14 protein-coding genes are annotated in these 16752 nt (G+C 61.3%); all 14 read right to left on the reverse strand.

The annotated features are described in order from the left end of the window. Window positions 1-3: 3 nt before the first annotated feature. A complete protein-coding gene (locus OQE56_RS06080; protein ID WP_267222557.1) occupies window positions 4-2025 on the reverse strand; it encodes an RHS repeat-associated core domain-containing protein in 2022 nt (673 codons plus the stop codon). Window positions 2026-2216: 191 nt separating this feature from the next. Then, complete coding sequence (locus OQE56_RS06085; RefSeq protein ID WP_267222559.1) at window positions 2217-2579, reverse strand: hypothetical protein; 363 nt, start codon at window positions 2577-2579, stop codon at window positions 2217-2219. Window positions 2580-2709: 130 nt separating this feature from the next. After that, entirely contained in the window at window positions 2710-5277 is a 2568-nt protein-coding gene (locus tag OQE56_RS06090) for a DUF6531 domain-containing protein (protein ID WP_267222560.1), read from the reverse strand. 666 nt (window positions 5278-5943) lie between these two features. Beyond that, window positions 5944-6468, reverse strand: a complete 525-nt coding sequence (locus OQE56_RS06095; RefSeq protein WP_267222561.1) for a hypothetical protein — start codon at window positions 6466-6468, stop codon at window positions 5944-5946. A 513-nt stretch (window positions 6469-6981) separates the two neighbouring features. Then, window positions 6982-7713, reverse strand: coding sequence for a hypothetical protein (locus OQE56_RS06100; protein ID WP_267222562.1), 732 nt, complete (start codon window positions 7711-7713; stop codon window positions 6982-6984). Further along, on the reverse strand, window positions 7710-8423 hold the full coding sequence (locus OQE56_RS06105; protein WP_267222564.1) for a hypothetical protein: 714 nt from the start codon (window positions 8421-8423) through the stop codon (window positions 7710-7712). The genes OQE56_RS06100 and OQE56_RS06105 overlap by 4 nt, the downstream gene beginning before the upstream one ends. Beyond that, window positions 8420-10597: a DUF3631 domain-containing protein gene (locus OQE56_RS06110; protein ID WP_267222566.1), complete on the reverse strand. Its 2178-nt coding sequence runs from the start codon at window positions 10595-10597 to the stop codon at window positions 8420-8422. Before OQE56_RS06110 ends, OQE56_RS06105 begins: the two co-directional genes overlap by 4 nt. Next, complete coding sequence (locus OQE56_RS20095) at window positions 10594-10893, reverse strand: CHC2 zinc finger domain-containing protein (RefSeq protein WP_345781167.1); 300 nt, start codon at window positions 10891-10893, stop codon at window positions 10594-10596. The genes OQE56_RS06110 and OQE56_RS20095 overlap by 4 nt, the downstream gene beginning before the upstream one ends. 60 nt (window positions 10894-10953) lie before the next feature. After that, on the reverse strand, window positions 10954-11103 hold the full coding sequence (locus OQE56_RS06115; protein WP_267222567.1) for a hypothetical protein: 150 nt from the start codon (window positions 11101-11103) through the stop codon (window positions 10954-10956). Between the two features lie 87 nt (window positions 11104-11190). Further along, the gene (locus tag OQE56_RS06120; RefSeq protein WP_267222568.1) at window positions 11191-11439 is read right to left on the reverse strand and encodes a MerR family transcriptional regulator; all 249 of its coding nucleotides are present in this window, start codon (window positions 11437-11439) and stop codon (window positions 11191-11193) included. A gap of 142 nt (window positions 11440-11581) precedes the next feature. Continuing rightward, complete coding sequence (locus OQE56_RS06125; protein ID WP_267222571.1) at window positions 11582-12715, reverse strand: tyrosine-type recombinase/integrase; 1134 nt, start codon at window positions 12713-12715, stop codon at window positions 11582-11584. 225 nt (window positions 12716-12940) lie between these two features. Continuing rightward, window positions 12941-14992: a M13 family metallopeptidase gene (locus OQE56_RS06130; protein WP_267222572.1), complete on the reverse strand. Its 2052-nt coding sequence runs from the start codon at window positions 14990-14992 to the stop codon at window positions 12941-12943. Window positions 14993-15029: 37 nt separating this feature from the next. Beyond that, window positions 15030-15605, reverse strand: a complete 576-nt coding sequence (locus OQE56_RS06135) for a YggT family protein (protein WP_267222574.1) — start codon at window positions 15603-15605, stop codon at window positions 15030-15032. 26 nt (window positions 15606-15631) lie between these two features. After that, window positions 15632-16450, reverse strand: a complete 819-nt coding sequence (proC, locus tag OQE56_RS06140) for a pyrroline-5-carboxylate reductase (RefSeq protein WP_267222575.1) — start codon at window positions 16448-16450, stop codon at window positions 15632-15634. Window positions 16451-16752: the final 302 nt, after the last annotated feature.

Below are 16752 nucleotides of genomic sequence, written 5' to 3' on the forward strand. Positions count from 1 at the left end.
ATTTCATCGACCTGGTCTTAAGCCTACACCAGGCACAAAGGTCCAAGGATGCGCATTTACGCCACCATTTTGAATGACGCCACCACGCGTGGTAACCCAAACTTGGGAGCCATCCGTCTGAGATTGCGTATATATGGAGTTTCCGTAGGCATCTGTTCCACGCAAATAGTCGAGATTATTTGCCGTTGATTCCAAAAGCTCCTGGTTCGCAGGCGTGTCCTCAGCTAGGTGCCCGGAAGCGCTTCTAAAGATGTGTTGACGTTGCCCTGCATTGGAAGGGAGAGAGTTAGTTCTTGGGCATGACTCCCAGCGCGACTCTCTGTCTACTTCGGACTCAAGAGGCGCCCTTACCAAGTTAAAACCGATCCTGGGAAACAGCACCTCCATTTCGTCGAAGCGACCTTCCTCTGTCTCCTCCTCCAATCCGTAAGGATCGACGTGGCTCAGCGGATTCCCGCCAACATAGGCATACGTATTGATGCCGCCGCTTAGCCCAATCGGATCGCTCTCGATGTAGCGTCCAAGGCTAGGGCTGTAGTCCCGGAACCCGTTATTCCACAGCTCCGATTCCGCATCGTAGTACTGACCCGGGTATCCGAGATTGAGGGGCACGACGTTGTCCTGCACCACCGTCCGATCGAACGCATAGTTGCGTGCCCGCCACACCACCGTGCGACTGGCATCGGTCACCGCCTCGGGTCGGCCCACTTGATCATCGTGAATCGCCTGTAGCTGGCCGCCAACCGTGCGCCCGATGAGACGACCGTTCAACCACACGTAGTCGTTCCACCCGCTGCCTGAATTTTCGGCTAGCAGCGGACCGCTCGCGTCCGGTGCGAAAAACGTCGACACGCCGTTCACTGACTTACGCAGGCGTTGCCCTTCGGGGCTCACGTAGTATGTCGCACTGCCTGCGCTTGCCAGTCGATTGAATACGTCGTAAGTAAAGGTCGATACCCCTGCGACCGTGGTCAGGTTGCCGCGCGCGTCATAGCCATAACCGACATTGCTCGCGCCAGAGAGCTGGGTGACCTGATTGTTGCTGCCATTGGCCGTTACCGTGGTCCACGCACCATTAAGCATTTGGCTCTGGCGGTTACCATTGGCGTCGTAGGAGAAGCTCTCATTGTCCGCTCCAGCCGAATACGCGGAGGTCAGACGCGACATGGCGTCGTAGCCGAAGCTCTGGCTCATTTGATTGTCGACACCATTAGCGATGCCGACCACGCGATTGGCGGTGTCATAGCTGACCCCTAGGCTCTGCACGCCAGGCACGCTGATGCCCGTTAGCCGTCCATCGGTGTCGTAACTCAGGCTATTGGTGAGTCCGTTGCTCGACGTCCATTGCGCCATGGCTGCATCGCCTGGCTGGTAGAAGATGTTGGTGGCGACATTGGAAAGGACGCCCCCTATTTTCATCTGCACGGCGGATATGACACCGTGGGTGTAGAGGTAATGCGCTTCGTTGCCGTCGGGGTACACCACCACCGTCGTGTGACCCAAGGCGTCATAGCTGTAGCCGAGCCAGTACCCGGTGCCACCGACCGAGAGCGAACGTCCGGTCACCCAACCTTCCGGCGAGTAGACGTAGGAGATGGTACTGGTGAAATCAACGACGCTACACAGTCGCCCTACACCATTGGTGCAGTTGTCATAGGTAAACGTTTGCCAGATGCCGGCCGAATTGACACTGGTCCGACGCCCGATCCCGTCATACCCATAGCCCACCTGATTGCCGCCCGCGCGCGTCATGGTGGCCAGACGGCCATAGGCATCGTAGCTATAGGTCGTCGTTCCCGTATCGGGGCTCACCTGCTGCCACTTCTGACCCAGACCATCGTAGGTGGAGGACGTCACCAGTCCACGCGGGTCCGTGACCTTGACCACATGATCACCCGCGTCATAGCTGAACTGGGTGACGGCTTGCCCATAAGCCGGCAGAGCCATGACTACAGGCAGACCTACCAAGAGTCCGCATGCCAGCACAACACGTTGAGTGATTCGGGAGCGAGCCATGTCTTCCATCGAGCTGAACTTCCTTAGAGCGCGACGCAGCAGCGTCACCGAGGGTCATTACAGGTGGGCTGCGTCACGGTAGTGCCATGCATCCATGCCAGCAGCAGGAGCCCTAACCACACCGAATGTCCTGCGCGCATGTTCCATTCCATGAACAAGCGCGACTCGATGGGGTACCCATGCCAGCCGCGTGACACTGACTATTGGGGAGCGGACGGAGATACCGCGATGAGGTAGGGCCGTCCAACGGGGTCGCACTGGGTGCTACTTACCACGACAGTAACCGTCAACTTGTTCGCCAGAGCCGTTAGCGCCGCCGCCAGAAAGGTCCGATTGCCCCCGGCGCCCGCCGGAGAGTTGTAGATGCCGTCTGTGATAGGACACTTCGCCGGATTGACCTGGGGTTGATCGAGAGTCACGCCGACCGCATCGTCGCCCCACCCCGAGTTCACCTCGGTAATGTGTGCCGGGTAGATGATGGCCTGCGCCATCGCACCCACTGGCAATAATGTCGACACGACAATGAGTGATGCCAAGGCGACCGATTTGATGCGATCCAACATGCGATTCTCCTGGTTAAGCTTGCAAAGGTTGAGCGCCGCCCATTCGGCGACTGGGTACTGATCGAGGCCACGAAGGGCACGGTGGTTCGACGGCTGTTGACGAGCGCCTCGCCTTGTCTGCTGAGACGGGTTACGCACCGCTCGTAATCATTAGAAGGATGGCGGGCAGCTCCGGGTTGGGGCCATTGATGACATACACACCGGCTGGACTCCATCCGCTGCAGCCCGTCGTGTCGCAGGCGGCCACTCGGTAATGGTAGGTTCCCCTCGCCTTGCCGCCAGCCGACCAGCTAATAGCCGATCCACTCTGCACGGTGACCCAGCTACCGTCGTTGACCTGCTCTTGCAGGATGTACGTCGTGGCATAAGGCACGCTGTTCCAGCTCACCGTGTAAGGCTTGCTCGCGCTACCGACGGGCAACCACGTATAGCTCGGCAGGTTGATGCCGGACACCGTCGCCGGGATCGGTGGGCTTGCGCCGCCGCTCTCGGTTTGCTGGGTCACACGATCGAGGGCGTCGTACTGAGAGACGACGGTGTGGCCCATGGCATTGGTTGTGGAGAGCACGTTGCCATTGCCATCGTAGGCGTAGGTCAGCGTCTGCCCATGCTGCCCAATCTTTTGATAGATCCGCCCCAACGAGTCGTACTGGAAGGCATTGACGAGCCCAACAGTGCCTCCCCGCGACACGGTGTGCTGCTGTACGTCACCGTTAGCGTCGTAGTTGAAACTCTCGGTGGAGGTTCCATCCTTGTCGTTATGCGTAATGCTCGATACCCACATACGCGCATCACGGCTCCAGGTAGTATTTTGGCCGTCGGGGCCCCAGAGCGATGCAAGTAAACCAAAGCCATCGTAGCCATAGGTCCAGGTCGCTGCTGCGCCGTTGGGGTAGGTGGTTTTGGTGCCAATACGACCGCGCGCATCGTACGTGTAGCTCGTCACGTCGCCATTAGGTCCTACGACACGACCGGGCTGACCGAGTGCGTTGTAGTAGCTATAGGCCGTTGTCTGCCCCAAGCCGTTAGACAACGAGGCAAGATTGCCAAGGGCGTCGTAGGTGTAGGTGTCGGTATCGGTCCCATTCGGCGAAGGGCGCGTGACCGTCATGGTCTGCACCATGCCGTTGCCGTATAGCGTGTAGTTGTACGTTGTGGTCAGCGTTTGGTTGGCGCTGCCGTTGCCCGAAAGATTTGTGACGGCTACCGAGGCGAGGCGGTTTTGAGCGTTGTAGGTGTAGGTGGTTTTCTGCCACCCGCGCACCGTAACGCTCAGAGGGCGATTGAGCGTCGCGTTGGGGTCCCACACATAATCAGTGGTTCGCGCCTCGGGTGCACCATAGGCCGCCGTCTCCGTTTGAAGCTGACCATTGGCGGCGTAGGTGTACGCATGGGTGTTGCCGTTGTTGTCGATCTCAGCCGCCAGGTGGTTGTTGGTGTCATAGGTACGGCCACTGAGCGTCGCACCGCAGGTTTGCATGGCACTACCACTGACTTGGATTAGATTGCCGCTGGCGTTGAACGTCTGGACTGATTGGTAGCCCAGAGGATTGGTGATCGTGGCCGAAAGATTTCCGGAGCTTTCTTTGTAGTAGGCCACCGTGGTCTGTTGCGACCCGCCCGTGAGGTACGTTCCCGTGGCCCAACCATAGAAGCTCTGCGGGTTCGTGCTATACGTGGTGTAGGCGTAGGGCACACCATTGTAATCCACCTCGGAGAGGGCGAAGTTCCGGGGCGACGTGAGCGTCAGGTACTTGAACGAGACCGTCGTCGTGGGTGAGCCGGGGTACGTGATCGACGACAGCGTCGCGTTTGGTCCTAGTTGAATCGTGTAGACATTGCCGGCCGGGTCGGTCACCACCGTGGAGCCACTGCTGCGCTGGACGGTGAACGACTGCCCGTTCGTGTGGGTGACCGTCATCACCGTTCCCGCCCATTCGTTACCACTAATCGTCCAGCCGACGCCCGACGCGTTCTTGATCGACAACAGGTGGCCGGTCGAGGAATACACCTGAACGGTCGCGTCCTCGTCGTAGACGGTGTAATTGCCCGTTGACGCATCCTGCGAATAGGTCGCTACACCACTCCCTTTCGCATAGGGTGACGCGTTGTGACCCCAGACGACGGTGGAGCCATCCGGGCGAAACAACGTGATTTGGCTGCACACCCCGTAGCTTGGGAACGTCCAACAGGACAGATCCAAGAAGTAAGCGAAGTTGTCGCTCCAATGGTCAGCGCTCGCCATGTTCGATGGGTTCGCGCTGTTGTAGTAGAGGATGTAGCGCAGCCCCATCTCACCGGGCAGCGAAAAGAGCGGGTATGTCTCGATTTTCGTGCCTGTCGCGGGAAGGATTGGGTCGCCCACCGGGCAGGTGACGCCAGGGTTTTGCGCCCCGAGGTTGGACGGCGTGTTGTTGGGATTCGCAGGTGTGTACCCCTGGCCCAAAAAGCCATTTCCCGTTGGCGTGAGAAATACGCCCGACAAATTTGGCATGGGGACCGTTGGAGGGACTTCGACCGTGACCGTGCCCCCTTCCTTGGAAATATCTGCCCTGACATTCACCGATGGATCAGTATTTACGGACTTGCCATCCTTCGTCTCGCTGGATCCACTACTACCATCTTGGGCGTGGGCGTGCGCAGCGCACAGCAGCGCAACCACCAACAGTGTCATTCGCAGCTTGGAAACAAAGTGCATAAAACATCCATGATGTAAAGAGAAGCGCATGCATGCTTCTCCACCGGCAACACACCAAGGCTGCGACACGATCGCAGCCCACGCTTAATTTCTTTGGCGATACTCGGTGTACAGCACAGCCCGGCAAAAGGACATGCCCGGCTGCACTGTTTCCCCAGAAACACCATCACGCCGACCGACCCTTCCAAAGGGGCGAGAAGGTACCGGCAACAGCGATGGTGGCGCGAGCCTAGTTAGCCGATGATGTGGCGCACCATCGGACGAATCCTAAAAGTCGGACTCGATAGGCTCCGCGTAACGGAGCGTAACGTTACGCTACTCGTTGAGTCTGTTCAATCGATGACATTTGTGCATCGTTGTTGTGCCTTGCCGTTGGCTTGCCGAAAGCCTGCCAAACGCGCAAGGCACGACTCGGACGAATCCGATAGCCACGCTCCATCGCGGCAGGTACCAAGCTGCATGTCCGCCATGACATGGATCATCATGGGCCCGCAGTGACCCGCGCGGCGGCTTAGGAAGGCGCTCTCCGCCTCCTTCGAGAAAGTGAAGTCGTCGGGAATCTTTTAGTGACGAAAAGAGGCGGGTCGCTTAGGCGATCCGCCTCTCTTTTGCACGCGTGCGCAACGACTACGAATCGTATCGTCGTCGCGCACTGCAGGTCGTTCGTCAGTCGATGGGGCGCAAATGCTCCCAACCCTTGACCGCCTTCGTGATGCGTTCGCTTCTTACGAATCCCCCCGTCTTGGTCGGGCGCAGATGCTTCCAATCGACAGCCGCCTTGGTATCGATCGCTTTCACTGCGCGGAGGCGCTGACGTGCGCGTGCCAGCACGCTCATCGCTTGAACGAGCACTCGCGCTTGATTTGCATAGATGTCCGCCGCAGGAAGCACCGGCACTCCCTGGCTCGGGTTCGTCACAGTGGCCGACCGAAAGACCATCGACGCCTCGCCAAGCAGACGATCAATATCGGGACATAGATCGGCCAGCACCGGCTGCCGCTCGGCCATGTGACGAAGTTGCTGCCTCAACGCCTCCAAGGCATCCATGCCGATGCGCGCCAGCTTGGGCGACATGCCACCCGACGTGCTGGCATCTTGCAACATCGTATGCAAAGCATGGATCACCCCATGGGCGTCATCCAGAAGCATGGCGACCCGTTCAGAGGACATGGGGAAAGCGATGACAGACATGGCAACACTCCTTCCGAATGTGTGATGGCGTCCTGTGCGCAGCTAGCAACGTCCGCGCGGCGCCATGGGTGGACGATGGCCCTTATCGAAACGGAACATCGTGGCCTTTGTACCCCCGGCATTGTTCCCCCGCTTCTCGCGCGTGCGCCGGTCGATGGTTCGCCATCCGTGACCTACTTGCGACGCGTCAAGCCATCCATCGTCATCGCGTACGAGATTTCCGCATGTCACGGTGCGGCGGATTTGCACCGGTTCGCACGCTTCCCGCCGCGCCAATTCCTTGACAGTGATGCGCTCAGCCATGGCTGGACACTTTAAAAAAAGTGATAGCTAGGCGAAAACTGGGGCGCGAACCTCCCTCACGTAGCGCCTTCACACCAGGACCCTTTAGGACTTGCGACTTGGACGAATAATTCTCGCCCTTTCGGGCATTCCGATCACTGCCGCGTTCTCAAAGCGCACCAGTGACAACGCAGCAGGTGGCCCCTCGGACCACCTGCACCGGCACAGCGGCTAAGGTATGACATGGGCAGCGCGCAACAGTTGGATGATCTCATCAACGAGCGCCGCATCCTGTGCCTTACCGGTGTCGTGGTGCGACGTAAGCCACGGCACCGGCGGGCGCCACGGCTGACCGTTAAAGCAGTACCAAAACTTCTGAGGGATGCCGTAGTCGCAGCCGCGCGTCTTTTTCAGCAAGTGCAAACCCTCGCAGTGCGCTTCGTCGATGGGATCACCGGCCACGCGCGACAGGATCAGTCGCACGCGGTCGGCGGCAGCGGCCTGTACCACATGGGACTCCAAGGCCTCGATGGCGTCGATATAGTGCTTCATGCCAGCGGCCCCGAGTTCGCTCAGCCAGCTCATAACGATCTGGTGTCGCTTCGTGATCGTCGCCGCCTTACTCGCCTCCAACTCGACGCGCTTCGCGTCCAGCAGCGCGATGGCGAGTTCGGCAGCCGTGCCATCCTCGCGGGCCGCGCGGCTGGCCGTTTGCAACGCTTGAAGCTGGCTATCGAGCTCGGCCAAGTCGGCCTGCGTGCCAGCAACGAACGCATTTGCCTTAGTCTCGGCACGCGCGCGAGTGATGGCTTCCAGCTCCCCATTGAGGCGCTCGGCCTCGACAACGGCGGACTCGGCGCGCGTGCGGTCAGCGGCCAGCTTGTCGAGGTCGTCGGTGATCGTGGCCAATGCGTCGCCAAGGGTGGCGACGTCGGTAGGCAGTTCCATGATTTTGGTTTTCATGCGTGTGTTCCCTTTTCGGTAGGAGTGGGGTTGCCAACACGTTCAAACGCTGCGCAGCCGTGACGCTGCATGGGGTAATACGCGCCATGCCCGCAGGCGCAGTGACCGATACCGGCTGGTGGATTGATGGCATCGGCATGGAAATGGGCGCACGCGCTGCACTGAACCTTCGGACGGGGGATATAGCCACCCGCCCTGCGGATCAGGCACCACGGACAACCCAGTGCTTGTGGCCAGTCGTTGACCACGGGCAGGCAGGCGGCGATGGACGGATGCACGAACACCGGCCCGCAGTGGTAGCAGTGGATCGCAGCTGTGTGGCCCGGCGGCACCTTGCCTGCCTGCCGCGTCACGGTGTCATCCAACATGTCCAGGTAGGTGACAAGCTGGGCGTCTGTGCACCCTTCGCAGGCGGCGACATCCAGATCATGCAGACGGTGAATGTATGCAGGGTTGATGCCGTAGCGATCAGCCAGTGCCAGCAGGTGCGCACGCAGTGCCGTACCCGTCTGCGGTGCGATGGCGTCGCGCATAGCGGCCTCATAGCCGCCACCACTCAGCAACGCCCGCAGTTCGGCCTTATGCTCGATCAGATCGGGGCGCAGCGCTTCGATGGTGCGCAAGTTGCCGTCGAGCACCAACTTGTCGCCGGACAGAGACACCGTAATGCGAGCATGCGCGAGCTCACGCAGAAGGGCGAACATATTCATAGTTCCACCCGGCCGCAGGCGTCGGGTCGCTCGGATGCGGCCTCACTATCTCTTTCATGCCCCTTTTCGGGCTTTTCATCCGCCACACCGCAACAATCGTTGTGTACCAACGGTTTTTGGCCGTTTTCGATATGCAACACGCCGTTTTGCGTTGCGGACAGAAAGCGCCCGGAAGTCGCGCCGTTATGCGATTGTTGCGATGTTGCGGATCGTTCCCCGTTTTCGACAGGAGCAAGGTAGTAGGCGAACACCTCCTCGAATTGATCCAGTTCATAACCCTTGGGTGTCTTGTCACCGATGCGGATGCCCTTGGGACGCACACCGAACTCGGACAACTTGCGCGCGAGCTGACGGACGGTCATGGGCTTGCCCCGGTTCCAGAGGCACCACGGTGCCTCTGGATCAGCATTCAGCAGCTCCATGAGACGGGCACTCTGGACCTTGCTGACGTTTTCGTGCGCGAACACCGCCTTGATGTCTTGCAACAACTCCACCCCGATGGTGGGCGCATCTTCCTCGATGCCGTACAACTCTTGGGCGGCCAGCTCGGCCTTGTCTGCCCAGTCATCGCCCGCCAGTTGGGCAATCATTTGGAGCGGCTCCCAACAGTCTTGCGCGCGGTCGTGCAGGCCGGGCACCGGACGCGGATGCAGGTGCTTGAGCTCGTACAGGGCTACTTCGGCCCACGCCGCCAGCTTGCTACGCTCTTCCTCCCACAGTTCCGGGGAGGATTGGCGCAAGCGCGGGCGCTTCTCGCCGGGCAGTGCACGACGCATCCGCAGCGGCACCGAGCGGTCCTCGATGGTGTCGGCCAGTTTGCCGATACCACAGAGGACTTTCGGGCTCCACGTACGAAAGCGGGTGGGCTTGTGGTCGTCGCCCTCGGTACGGATCACAAAAGCCGTCTCGCGATAGAGGCCCGAGTTGATCAGGCCGCGCGCCTCGTCGTTGTCACGCAGGAACGAATCCGCCTCGTCCATCAACAAGGTGGGCTGCCATTTCTCCACCGCGCGGAACAAGGCGGCGGGGGTGATGTTGCTGGCAGCCAGCGCACGACATACCAGCCGGGCCAATACCATCAGCAAGGTGGTCTTGCCGCACCGCTTTACCGGCGAGTGGATATGCGCCAGCGGCGACACCTCGAACGCATCGAACACCCAGGAGTACATGACGAACAGCGCCGCCGCCAGCACACCGGCCGGATCAAGGACCACGAAGCGGTGAATCACCGCGACGAGATGCGCCAACAGATCCGCCGTGGACACGGGCGCCGTCCATGGCACCACCACGGGGAACATGGCCGCGTTCATCGCCTCGTCGTCATCCACTTCTTCGGTGAGCTTGTCGAGTCGGCCCACGCGCACCTTTTGCTGCTTGGCCGCCTCGCGGATGCGCACGTAGGAGGCTTCGCTCACGGCGCGGGCCTTGGCGATGGCAGCAAGCACGTCCGGCTCGAACAACGCGCCGGGATCGTCGCGCGTGTGCTCTAACGCTTTACGGACGATGAGCGGAAGCACGTCCGGCTCGGCGCTTTGGCCGGGTTCTGGCTTCGGCTTCACTCGCGGAAGCGCCAGCACATCGGCACCCGTGGCACCCGGATGGCGCCCCACCCATTGCTCGATGTCATCCTTGCCCGCCATGCCAGCGACAACCACGTCGATCACCGACACGCTGGCCGCGACGCCCACCAACGCGGCGCACAGGTCGTCGCTGCAACCCGTACCTACAGGGTCGGCGTCGGGAAAGATCACCACCTCGAAACCTTGCAACGGCGACAGGTCCGTACCGCCTACGCTCGATGCACCGCCGCAGGTGGTGGCGGTCAAACCCAGCCCGCGCGCAATGTCGGCGCATTTCTCGCCTTCGCACAGCACCACCGGCCCGCTGGTGGACCGCAACAATTCCGGCAACCGATATAGTGGTCTACCAGGCGTTGGTGCGGGCGGCTTGCCGAGCTTGACCTTGCCCTTGGTCGTCTGGAATGCCGGGCGGTAATCCTTCTCACCATTGGCCAGCCGAGCGCGCAGTTGGTGATGGTCGATGGACCCATCAGCGTTCTCATACACCCAATGGCCCGTGATTTTTTCGGGAAGGGGACGACCTTGCTGACGAGCGCTCCATTGCCACTGGCGCAACGCTTCACGTTCGACGAAGGCCATCTCGTCGGGGGTCATGAGCGCGTACTCATCAAGTCGCGAACCGCACGGGCGAACGACAGGCCAGTGAGCGTCATGTGGAACTGAATCAGATCGCCGTGCTCGCCACAGCCGTGGCATTTAAACAAGCCGCGCCCATCCAACTGCACCGACAGACTGGGAGCGCGGTCAGTGTGAAACGGGCAGCACCCGGAGGCGTTGCCTGATGCGTTAGGGGGACTGAGTTTTTCGACGTGGCGGTGGTAATAGTCGCCAGCGTGAGGCAACCGTTTGCGCCAGTTGCGCGGCAAGGTAGAAGGAGTAGATTTCGCCATGATGCTTTCGCTCCTGTGGGGGAGTGACTCAGACGGCGTCCGTGCCGATATGGCCGGACGCTATTTTTTTTGCAGGGTGCGGCGGGCCAGTTTCTTGGTGATCAGGTTCACCATGGCCACCGCCACCATCAGTTCGGTCCACGCCAAACCTGCCATGCCCGCCACGGAGAGCGGGGCCGTCTTCACATACGAAATGGCGTTAGAAGTCATATCGAGACGCCTCCCTAGTCAGGGTGACCTCAGGCACAAAAACGCCCGCAGCGAACGTCGCGGGTGCGCTTAAGCGTCGTAAGACGGCTAGTCGGAAATCGCCATGGGGTTGGTGCCGGTCAGGCGGCGGCGTGCGGACGCTTCGCGCAGCTTGCGTGCGACATAGCGCTGGCATTCCTCTTCGGTCACCATGATTTTGCCGCCGTCCTTGAACGCGAGAATCTCGCCCGCGTCGATCAGTTCGCGCAGCTTCGTCTTGCCCAGGTGGAGGCGAGTCATCGCGCCGCGCAGATCATGCACAAGGGGCGCGACGTAGGGGGCGTTTACAGCATTCATTGCGTGTCTCCCGGTGAGATGTGGTTTGCTTCGGGTGACACGTAATCTATACCTGAAAATCGGCGCGGTCGTCGCGTCGATTTGTGCACTTTTGGGGCAATTTATCTGCGTTAGAAAATGGCGTTAGAAAACTAACGCCTGGCTACAGCGCCAGCCGCGCCAACGCCTCCGTCGCGGCGTGTTCCAACAGGTGGCCGTAGGTCTTTTCGATCATCGCCACCGACGTTCCCGCGATGCGCGCCACCGTCAGCAACGGCACGCCCGCCAGCAGCAAGTCGGTGATCGTGGAATGACGGAAGCTGTACGCGCAGGTTCGCGGCGCTAGCCCCAATCCCACGCGTGCGTCGCGAATGGCTTCGCCCCACGCCTGCCGGGCCCACGGCTGGCCATCAGGCTGCGTGAACAGCAGCGCATGAGGCGCCTTGCCTTTGGCCTGTGCCAGAAACCAGTCGCGCGTCGCGTCCGGCAGCTTCACAAAACGACCCTTGCCGTTCTTGTCCTTGCCAACATGCAGTTGCCCCGTGTGGGGCTCGATCTTGTCCGCCGTGAACGCCGCAATGGCGCCGGGACGCATGGGTATGTAACCCATCGCCGTCACCAGCGGGCGCATCGGTTCGGGGAGCGCGGCAATCAGGGCTTTGCGTTGGTCAGGGGGCAGGTAGGGCGGTGTGTTCGACACCGCGTGTAGGCGTTTCATGTCGGACCAGTGTTGCGCCGTTTCTGCGGACGCCGCGCCTTCGCTCTTGGCGTGATTCAGCGCAGCGACCAGCGTTGAAACGATGCGGTTCTTGCTGGCATCGCCCATGGGCGTACCGTCGCCCTTGACCAATCCGGCGCGCCACGTCTTGAGGTGGCTGCGCCGAAACTTGATGAGGACCACGCGTGCGAGCGGCGTGCCGTAGAGGTGGCGAATAAAGCGCAACTCGCATTCGCGGGCCATGCTGTCGCCCTTTTCTTGGCGGCGCTCAGTCACGTACGCCTCGCAGGCGTCCTTAACTGTCTTGATGTCCTTGGACACGCGGCCCGCCAGCACGCGCTTACCCCAGCCCCGCGCGTCGGCACACGCGTCGTCGTAGATCTTGAACGCGGCATTCCCGAGTGATTCGGTGCGTTGCTTCTTTTCGCTGGCGTCGTACTGCCGCGCAATCCAATAGCCAGCGTCCTTGGTGCAGCGAAACCCGATGTAGAGGCCCGGGTCAAGACGTGGCCCCCAGTAGGGCTCGCGCCGGGGCACCAATTTCGCGCGCGTGCTGACCAAGTGGATCGCGTGGGCCATGGCAACGCTCCGTACTGAAAAAGTACGGAAAGTCTATTGCGATTCACCTCGATCCACAATGAGCACAATTATCGAGAAATTATAGACTTAGATAGACCGAAACAACCCGAAATAGACCGCAAACCGTCCTTCGCAGGGATGACGGTGAGGGGAATCAACCGTGCCGCGAGCACCCACCCCTCACCCCAACCCTCTCCCCAAAGGGGAGAGGGAGCTAGGCATCGATCACCAGATCTTTACCCGCTGACTCTCAGGCCGCCACATCGGCTGCCCTTCCTTCACACCAAACGCCTCATAAAACTCCGGCACATTCGAAAGCGGCCCGATAACGCGCCACTTCGCCGGCGCATGCACATCGGCCAGCAGCGCCGTGCGCAGCCGTGCCTCGCGCTCCTGCGACAGCCAGCTCAGCGCGTAACCGAGGAAGAAACGTTGCATCGGCGTATAGCCGGCAATCTTCTCACCCTTCCGATACTGCTCAGTCTTCTTGAACGCATCCAGGCCAATCATGATGCCGCCGAAGTCGGCGATGTTTTCGCCCAGGCTGGCTTCGCCGTTGATGTGCAGACCCGGCAGCGGTTCGTAACCATTGAACTGCTTCACCATGACATTGGCGCGTTGCTGGAAGCGCTCCGCGTCCTGCTTTGTCCACCAGTCCTTCAGATTGCCCTTGGCATCGAACTGGCGGCCTTCGTCATCGAACCCGTGAGTAATCTCGTGACCGATGGTCGACGCAGCGACATAGCCATACACCACCGCGTCGTCGATCTCGGCGTCGCTGAAGCCAGGGATGATGAACTGCGCCGCAGGCAACACGATCTCGTTGTTGGACGGGTTGTAGTAGGCGTTGTACGTCTGGGGCGTCATTTCCCATTCGTTGCGATCGACCGGCTTGCCGAACTTCGACACCATGTCGTTGAAGGTCCAGCGCTGCGCATTCATCATGTTCTGCGCGAACGACTCGCGTCCGATGGTGAGCGCGGAGTAGTCCTTCCACTTGTCGGGATAACCCACTTTCTTGGTGATGGCCGCCAGTTTTTCGTGCGCCTTGGTCTTGGTCGTATCGCTCATCCAATCGAGCTTGTCGATACGTTCGCTGTACGCCGTGCGCACGGCCTCGACCATGGCGTTGTAGCGCTGCTTGCTGGCCTCGGAGAAGTAATCCTTCACATAGATGCGGCCCAGAATCATGCCAAGCGCCTGGTTCTCGGCACGTAGCACGCGCTTCCAGCGTGGCTTCTGTTCGGCCTGCCCGGACAGCGTGCGGCCGTAGAAATCGAACTGCTCGTTGTCGAAATTCTGGCTCAGCGTGCCGGCGTAGGCATCAGCCAGATGGACGCGCATGTAGTCGCGCAACACCGGTACCGGCGTCTTGGCCAGCAGGGCCTGCAGTCCGCCGAAGAATTCGGGCTGGCCCACGATCACCGTGGGTGCGTTGACCTTCCAGCCGGTCAGTCGCGTGTTCCAGGCGATGGCGGGGGTGTACTTGGCGGTCAGCTCTGCTGGCGCCATCTTGTTGTAGTTCTTTTCAGGGTCGCGCAGATCTGCCAGCGGTCGCGACACCTTGGCCAGCGCCGTCTCGAAGGCCATGACCTGCTTTGCGCTGGCTTGCGCGGCGGCATCGTCAGAGCCGAGCAGGCGGAACATGCGATGCAGGTGTTCGACATAGGCCGTGCGGGCCTTGGCGACGCCTTGTTCGGTGTTGAAGTAGTAATCCCGTTCGGGCAGGCCGAGGCCACCCTGTACGAGGTGTACTGCCATGGCGTCGCTCTGCTTTTCGTCCTGCGCCACGGCGAAGTCAAAGAAGACATCCACGCCCAGCGGCTGCAGTGCAAATGCCTCGTCGAGGGCAGAGTTCACATCGTGCACGGCGTCGATGCGCGCCAGCTCATCCTTCAGCGGCGTCAGACCAAGCCGGTCAGCCAGTGACTGATCCATGGCGGTGGTCCAGAAGTCGCCGACCTTTTGTTCGTCACTGCCGTGTGCAGCATCCTTTTTTGCGGCAGCAGCTTCGCTGATCGTGCGCAGTTTTCCGTAGAGCTCATCCTGCACGACCTGGCCAATGCCCCAGGCCGATTCCTGGGCCGGAATCGGGTGGCTCTTGAGCCAGGCGCCGTTGGCGAAGTCGAAGAAGTCGACGCCCGGGTCGATCGAGGTATCCACATTGCCGGCCACGACGTCTGGCTTGGTGGCGGAGGCGGCAAAGGCAGTACCCATGCAAGCCGCCAGACTGGCTGCAAGCAGGCATCGGCGCAGCAGGTGCGAGGTCGCGTTCATGCGAAGAGATTCCTTAGGGACGAGAGGCGCGTTGGGCTCAGAGGCCCAACGCGAGCTTGGCGCCGATATCGGCGAGCGGTGACACCACCAGGATGCGGACGAGGATCAGCACGATCATCACGGCCCACGGTGCGAAATCCAGGCCACCAGCGACCAGCTTGCCGCGCAAGGGACGCAGCAAGGGATCCACCAGACTGCCGGCCAGGCGGTAGACGGGGTGGTACTGCTCGACCTGGAACAGGCTCATCAGCGACCAGATGAAGATCAGCACCACATAGAACATCGCGATGAAGTCGAGCACGTCCGCAATCGAAAGGACGAGCAGACCCAGCACATGCGGAAACAGCCCCAGCAGCGCAAACAACACCACGCGCTTGAGCAGCATCAGCAACCACACCACGATCAGCGCGGCGATATTGATGCGGCGCCAGTTGGGTAGCAGGCGCCTGACCGGCGCCAGGATCGGATTGGTGGTGCGGTAGACGAACTGGCTCAGCGGGTTGTGAAAGTCCGCGCGGCTGGCTTCGGCGAGCAGGCGCAGCACGAACAGCGCCGCGGCGGCGCCAAAGGCCAGCTCGATGAGGAAGGAGAGGGCGTTAACGAGATAGTTCACGATAGGGGACGCTCGGTGCGGTGGAGTTAACTATCCAGTTCGGCGGCCAGTTCGCCACCGCGTCGCGTGGCAGCGGCCACGGCACGGGCAACAACCTGGCGGAAGTGATCAGCGGCAAAACTCTCAAGCGCCGCCTGCGTGGTGCCGTTCGGCGACGTCACGCGTTGACGCAGCACAGCGGGGTCTTCGCCGCTTTCGGTCAGCATGCGTCCGGCGCCAAGGCAGGTCTGCGCTGCCAGCGCACGCGCGGTTTCGCGCGGCATGCCTTGCGCAAAGGCGGCGTCCTCCAGCGCTTCAACCAGGGCGAAGAAGTAGGCGGGACTGGAGCCGGAGATAGCGGTGACGGTATCCATGAGCGATTCGTCGTCGATCCAGCGCGTCAGGCCCACCGCATCGAGAATGTGTTGTGCCTGCGCCCGCTGCTCGGGACTGACCCGGCGGTTGGCGCACAGCCCGGTGGCGCCGGCGCCAATCAGGGCGGGCGTATTGGGCATGCAGCGCACGATGGGCAGCGTATGGCCAAACCAGCGTTCGAGCTGATCGATACGCACGCCCGCCGCAATGGAGATGAGCATCGGCCGCTTGCGGGCCAGCGTGTCCTGCAGCTCGCTATGGATGGCGGGCATGATTTGAGGCTTTACCGCAAGCACCAGCACATCGGCATCGGCGGCCGCCAGGCGATTCTCGGCATAGCAGGCCACGCCAAAGTCGCGGCCCAGCTCCTGGCGGGCTTCGGCGCGGGGCTCGGCCACGCTGAGGGCGTTGGCGGTGACGCCGGTCTTGAGCAGGCCGCCGATCAGGCTGCGCGCCATGTTGCCACCGCCGATGAAAGCGATACGTGTCATGAAAACTCCTTGCTGATCGCCGCGTACCTTACCGGACCCGGCTGCGCCCGTCCCGTGGCGGAAGTTCGGGGCGGCGCGGGCGCCCGGCCGTCACCTTCCCGTCAGGCGTGCGCGAACACGCCCCAGTGCGCAGTTTGGGTGTACGGCCAAAGGAAAGACTGGTGGCCTGGGCCATGGCGCGGGTAGTATCGAGCCGCTGCATGGGGAACCAGGTCGGGACCATTCGGAAGGCATGGGCGCCTGGGCGCCCTGCGGCTGTGTCCGGGGGAAAATCGACCGTTCGCCCAGAGCAGCGTGCCATC

Origin of the sequence: Dyella silvae, assembly GCF_026421305.1 — a bacterium.
Lineage (GTDB): Bacteria > Pseudomonadota > Gammaproteobacteria > Xanthomonadales > Rhodanobacteraceae > Dyella > Dyella silvae.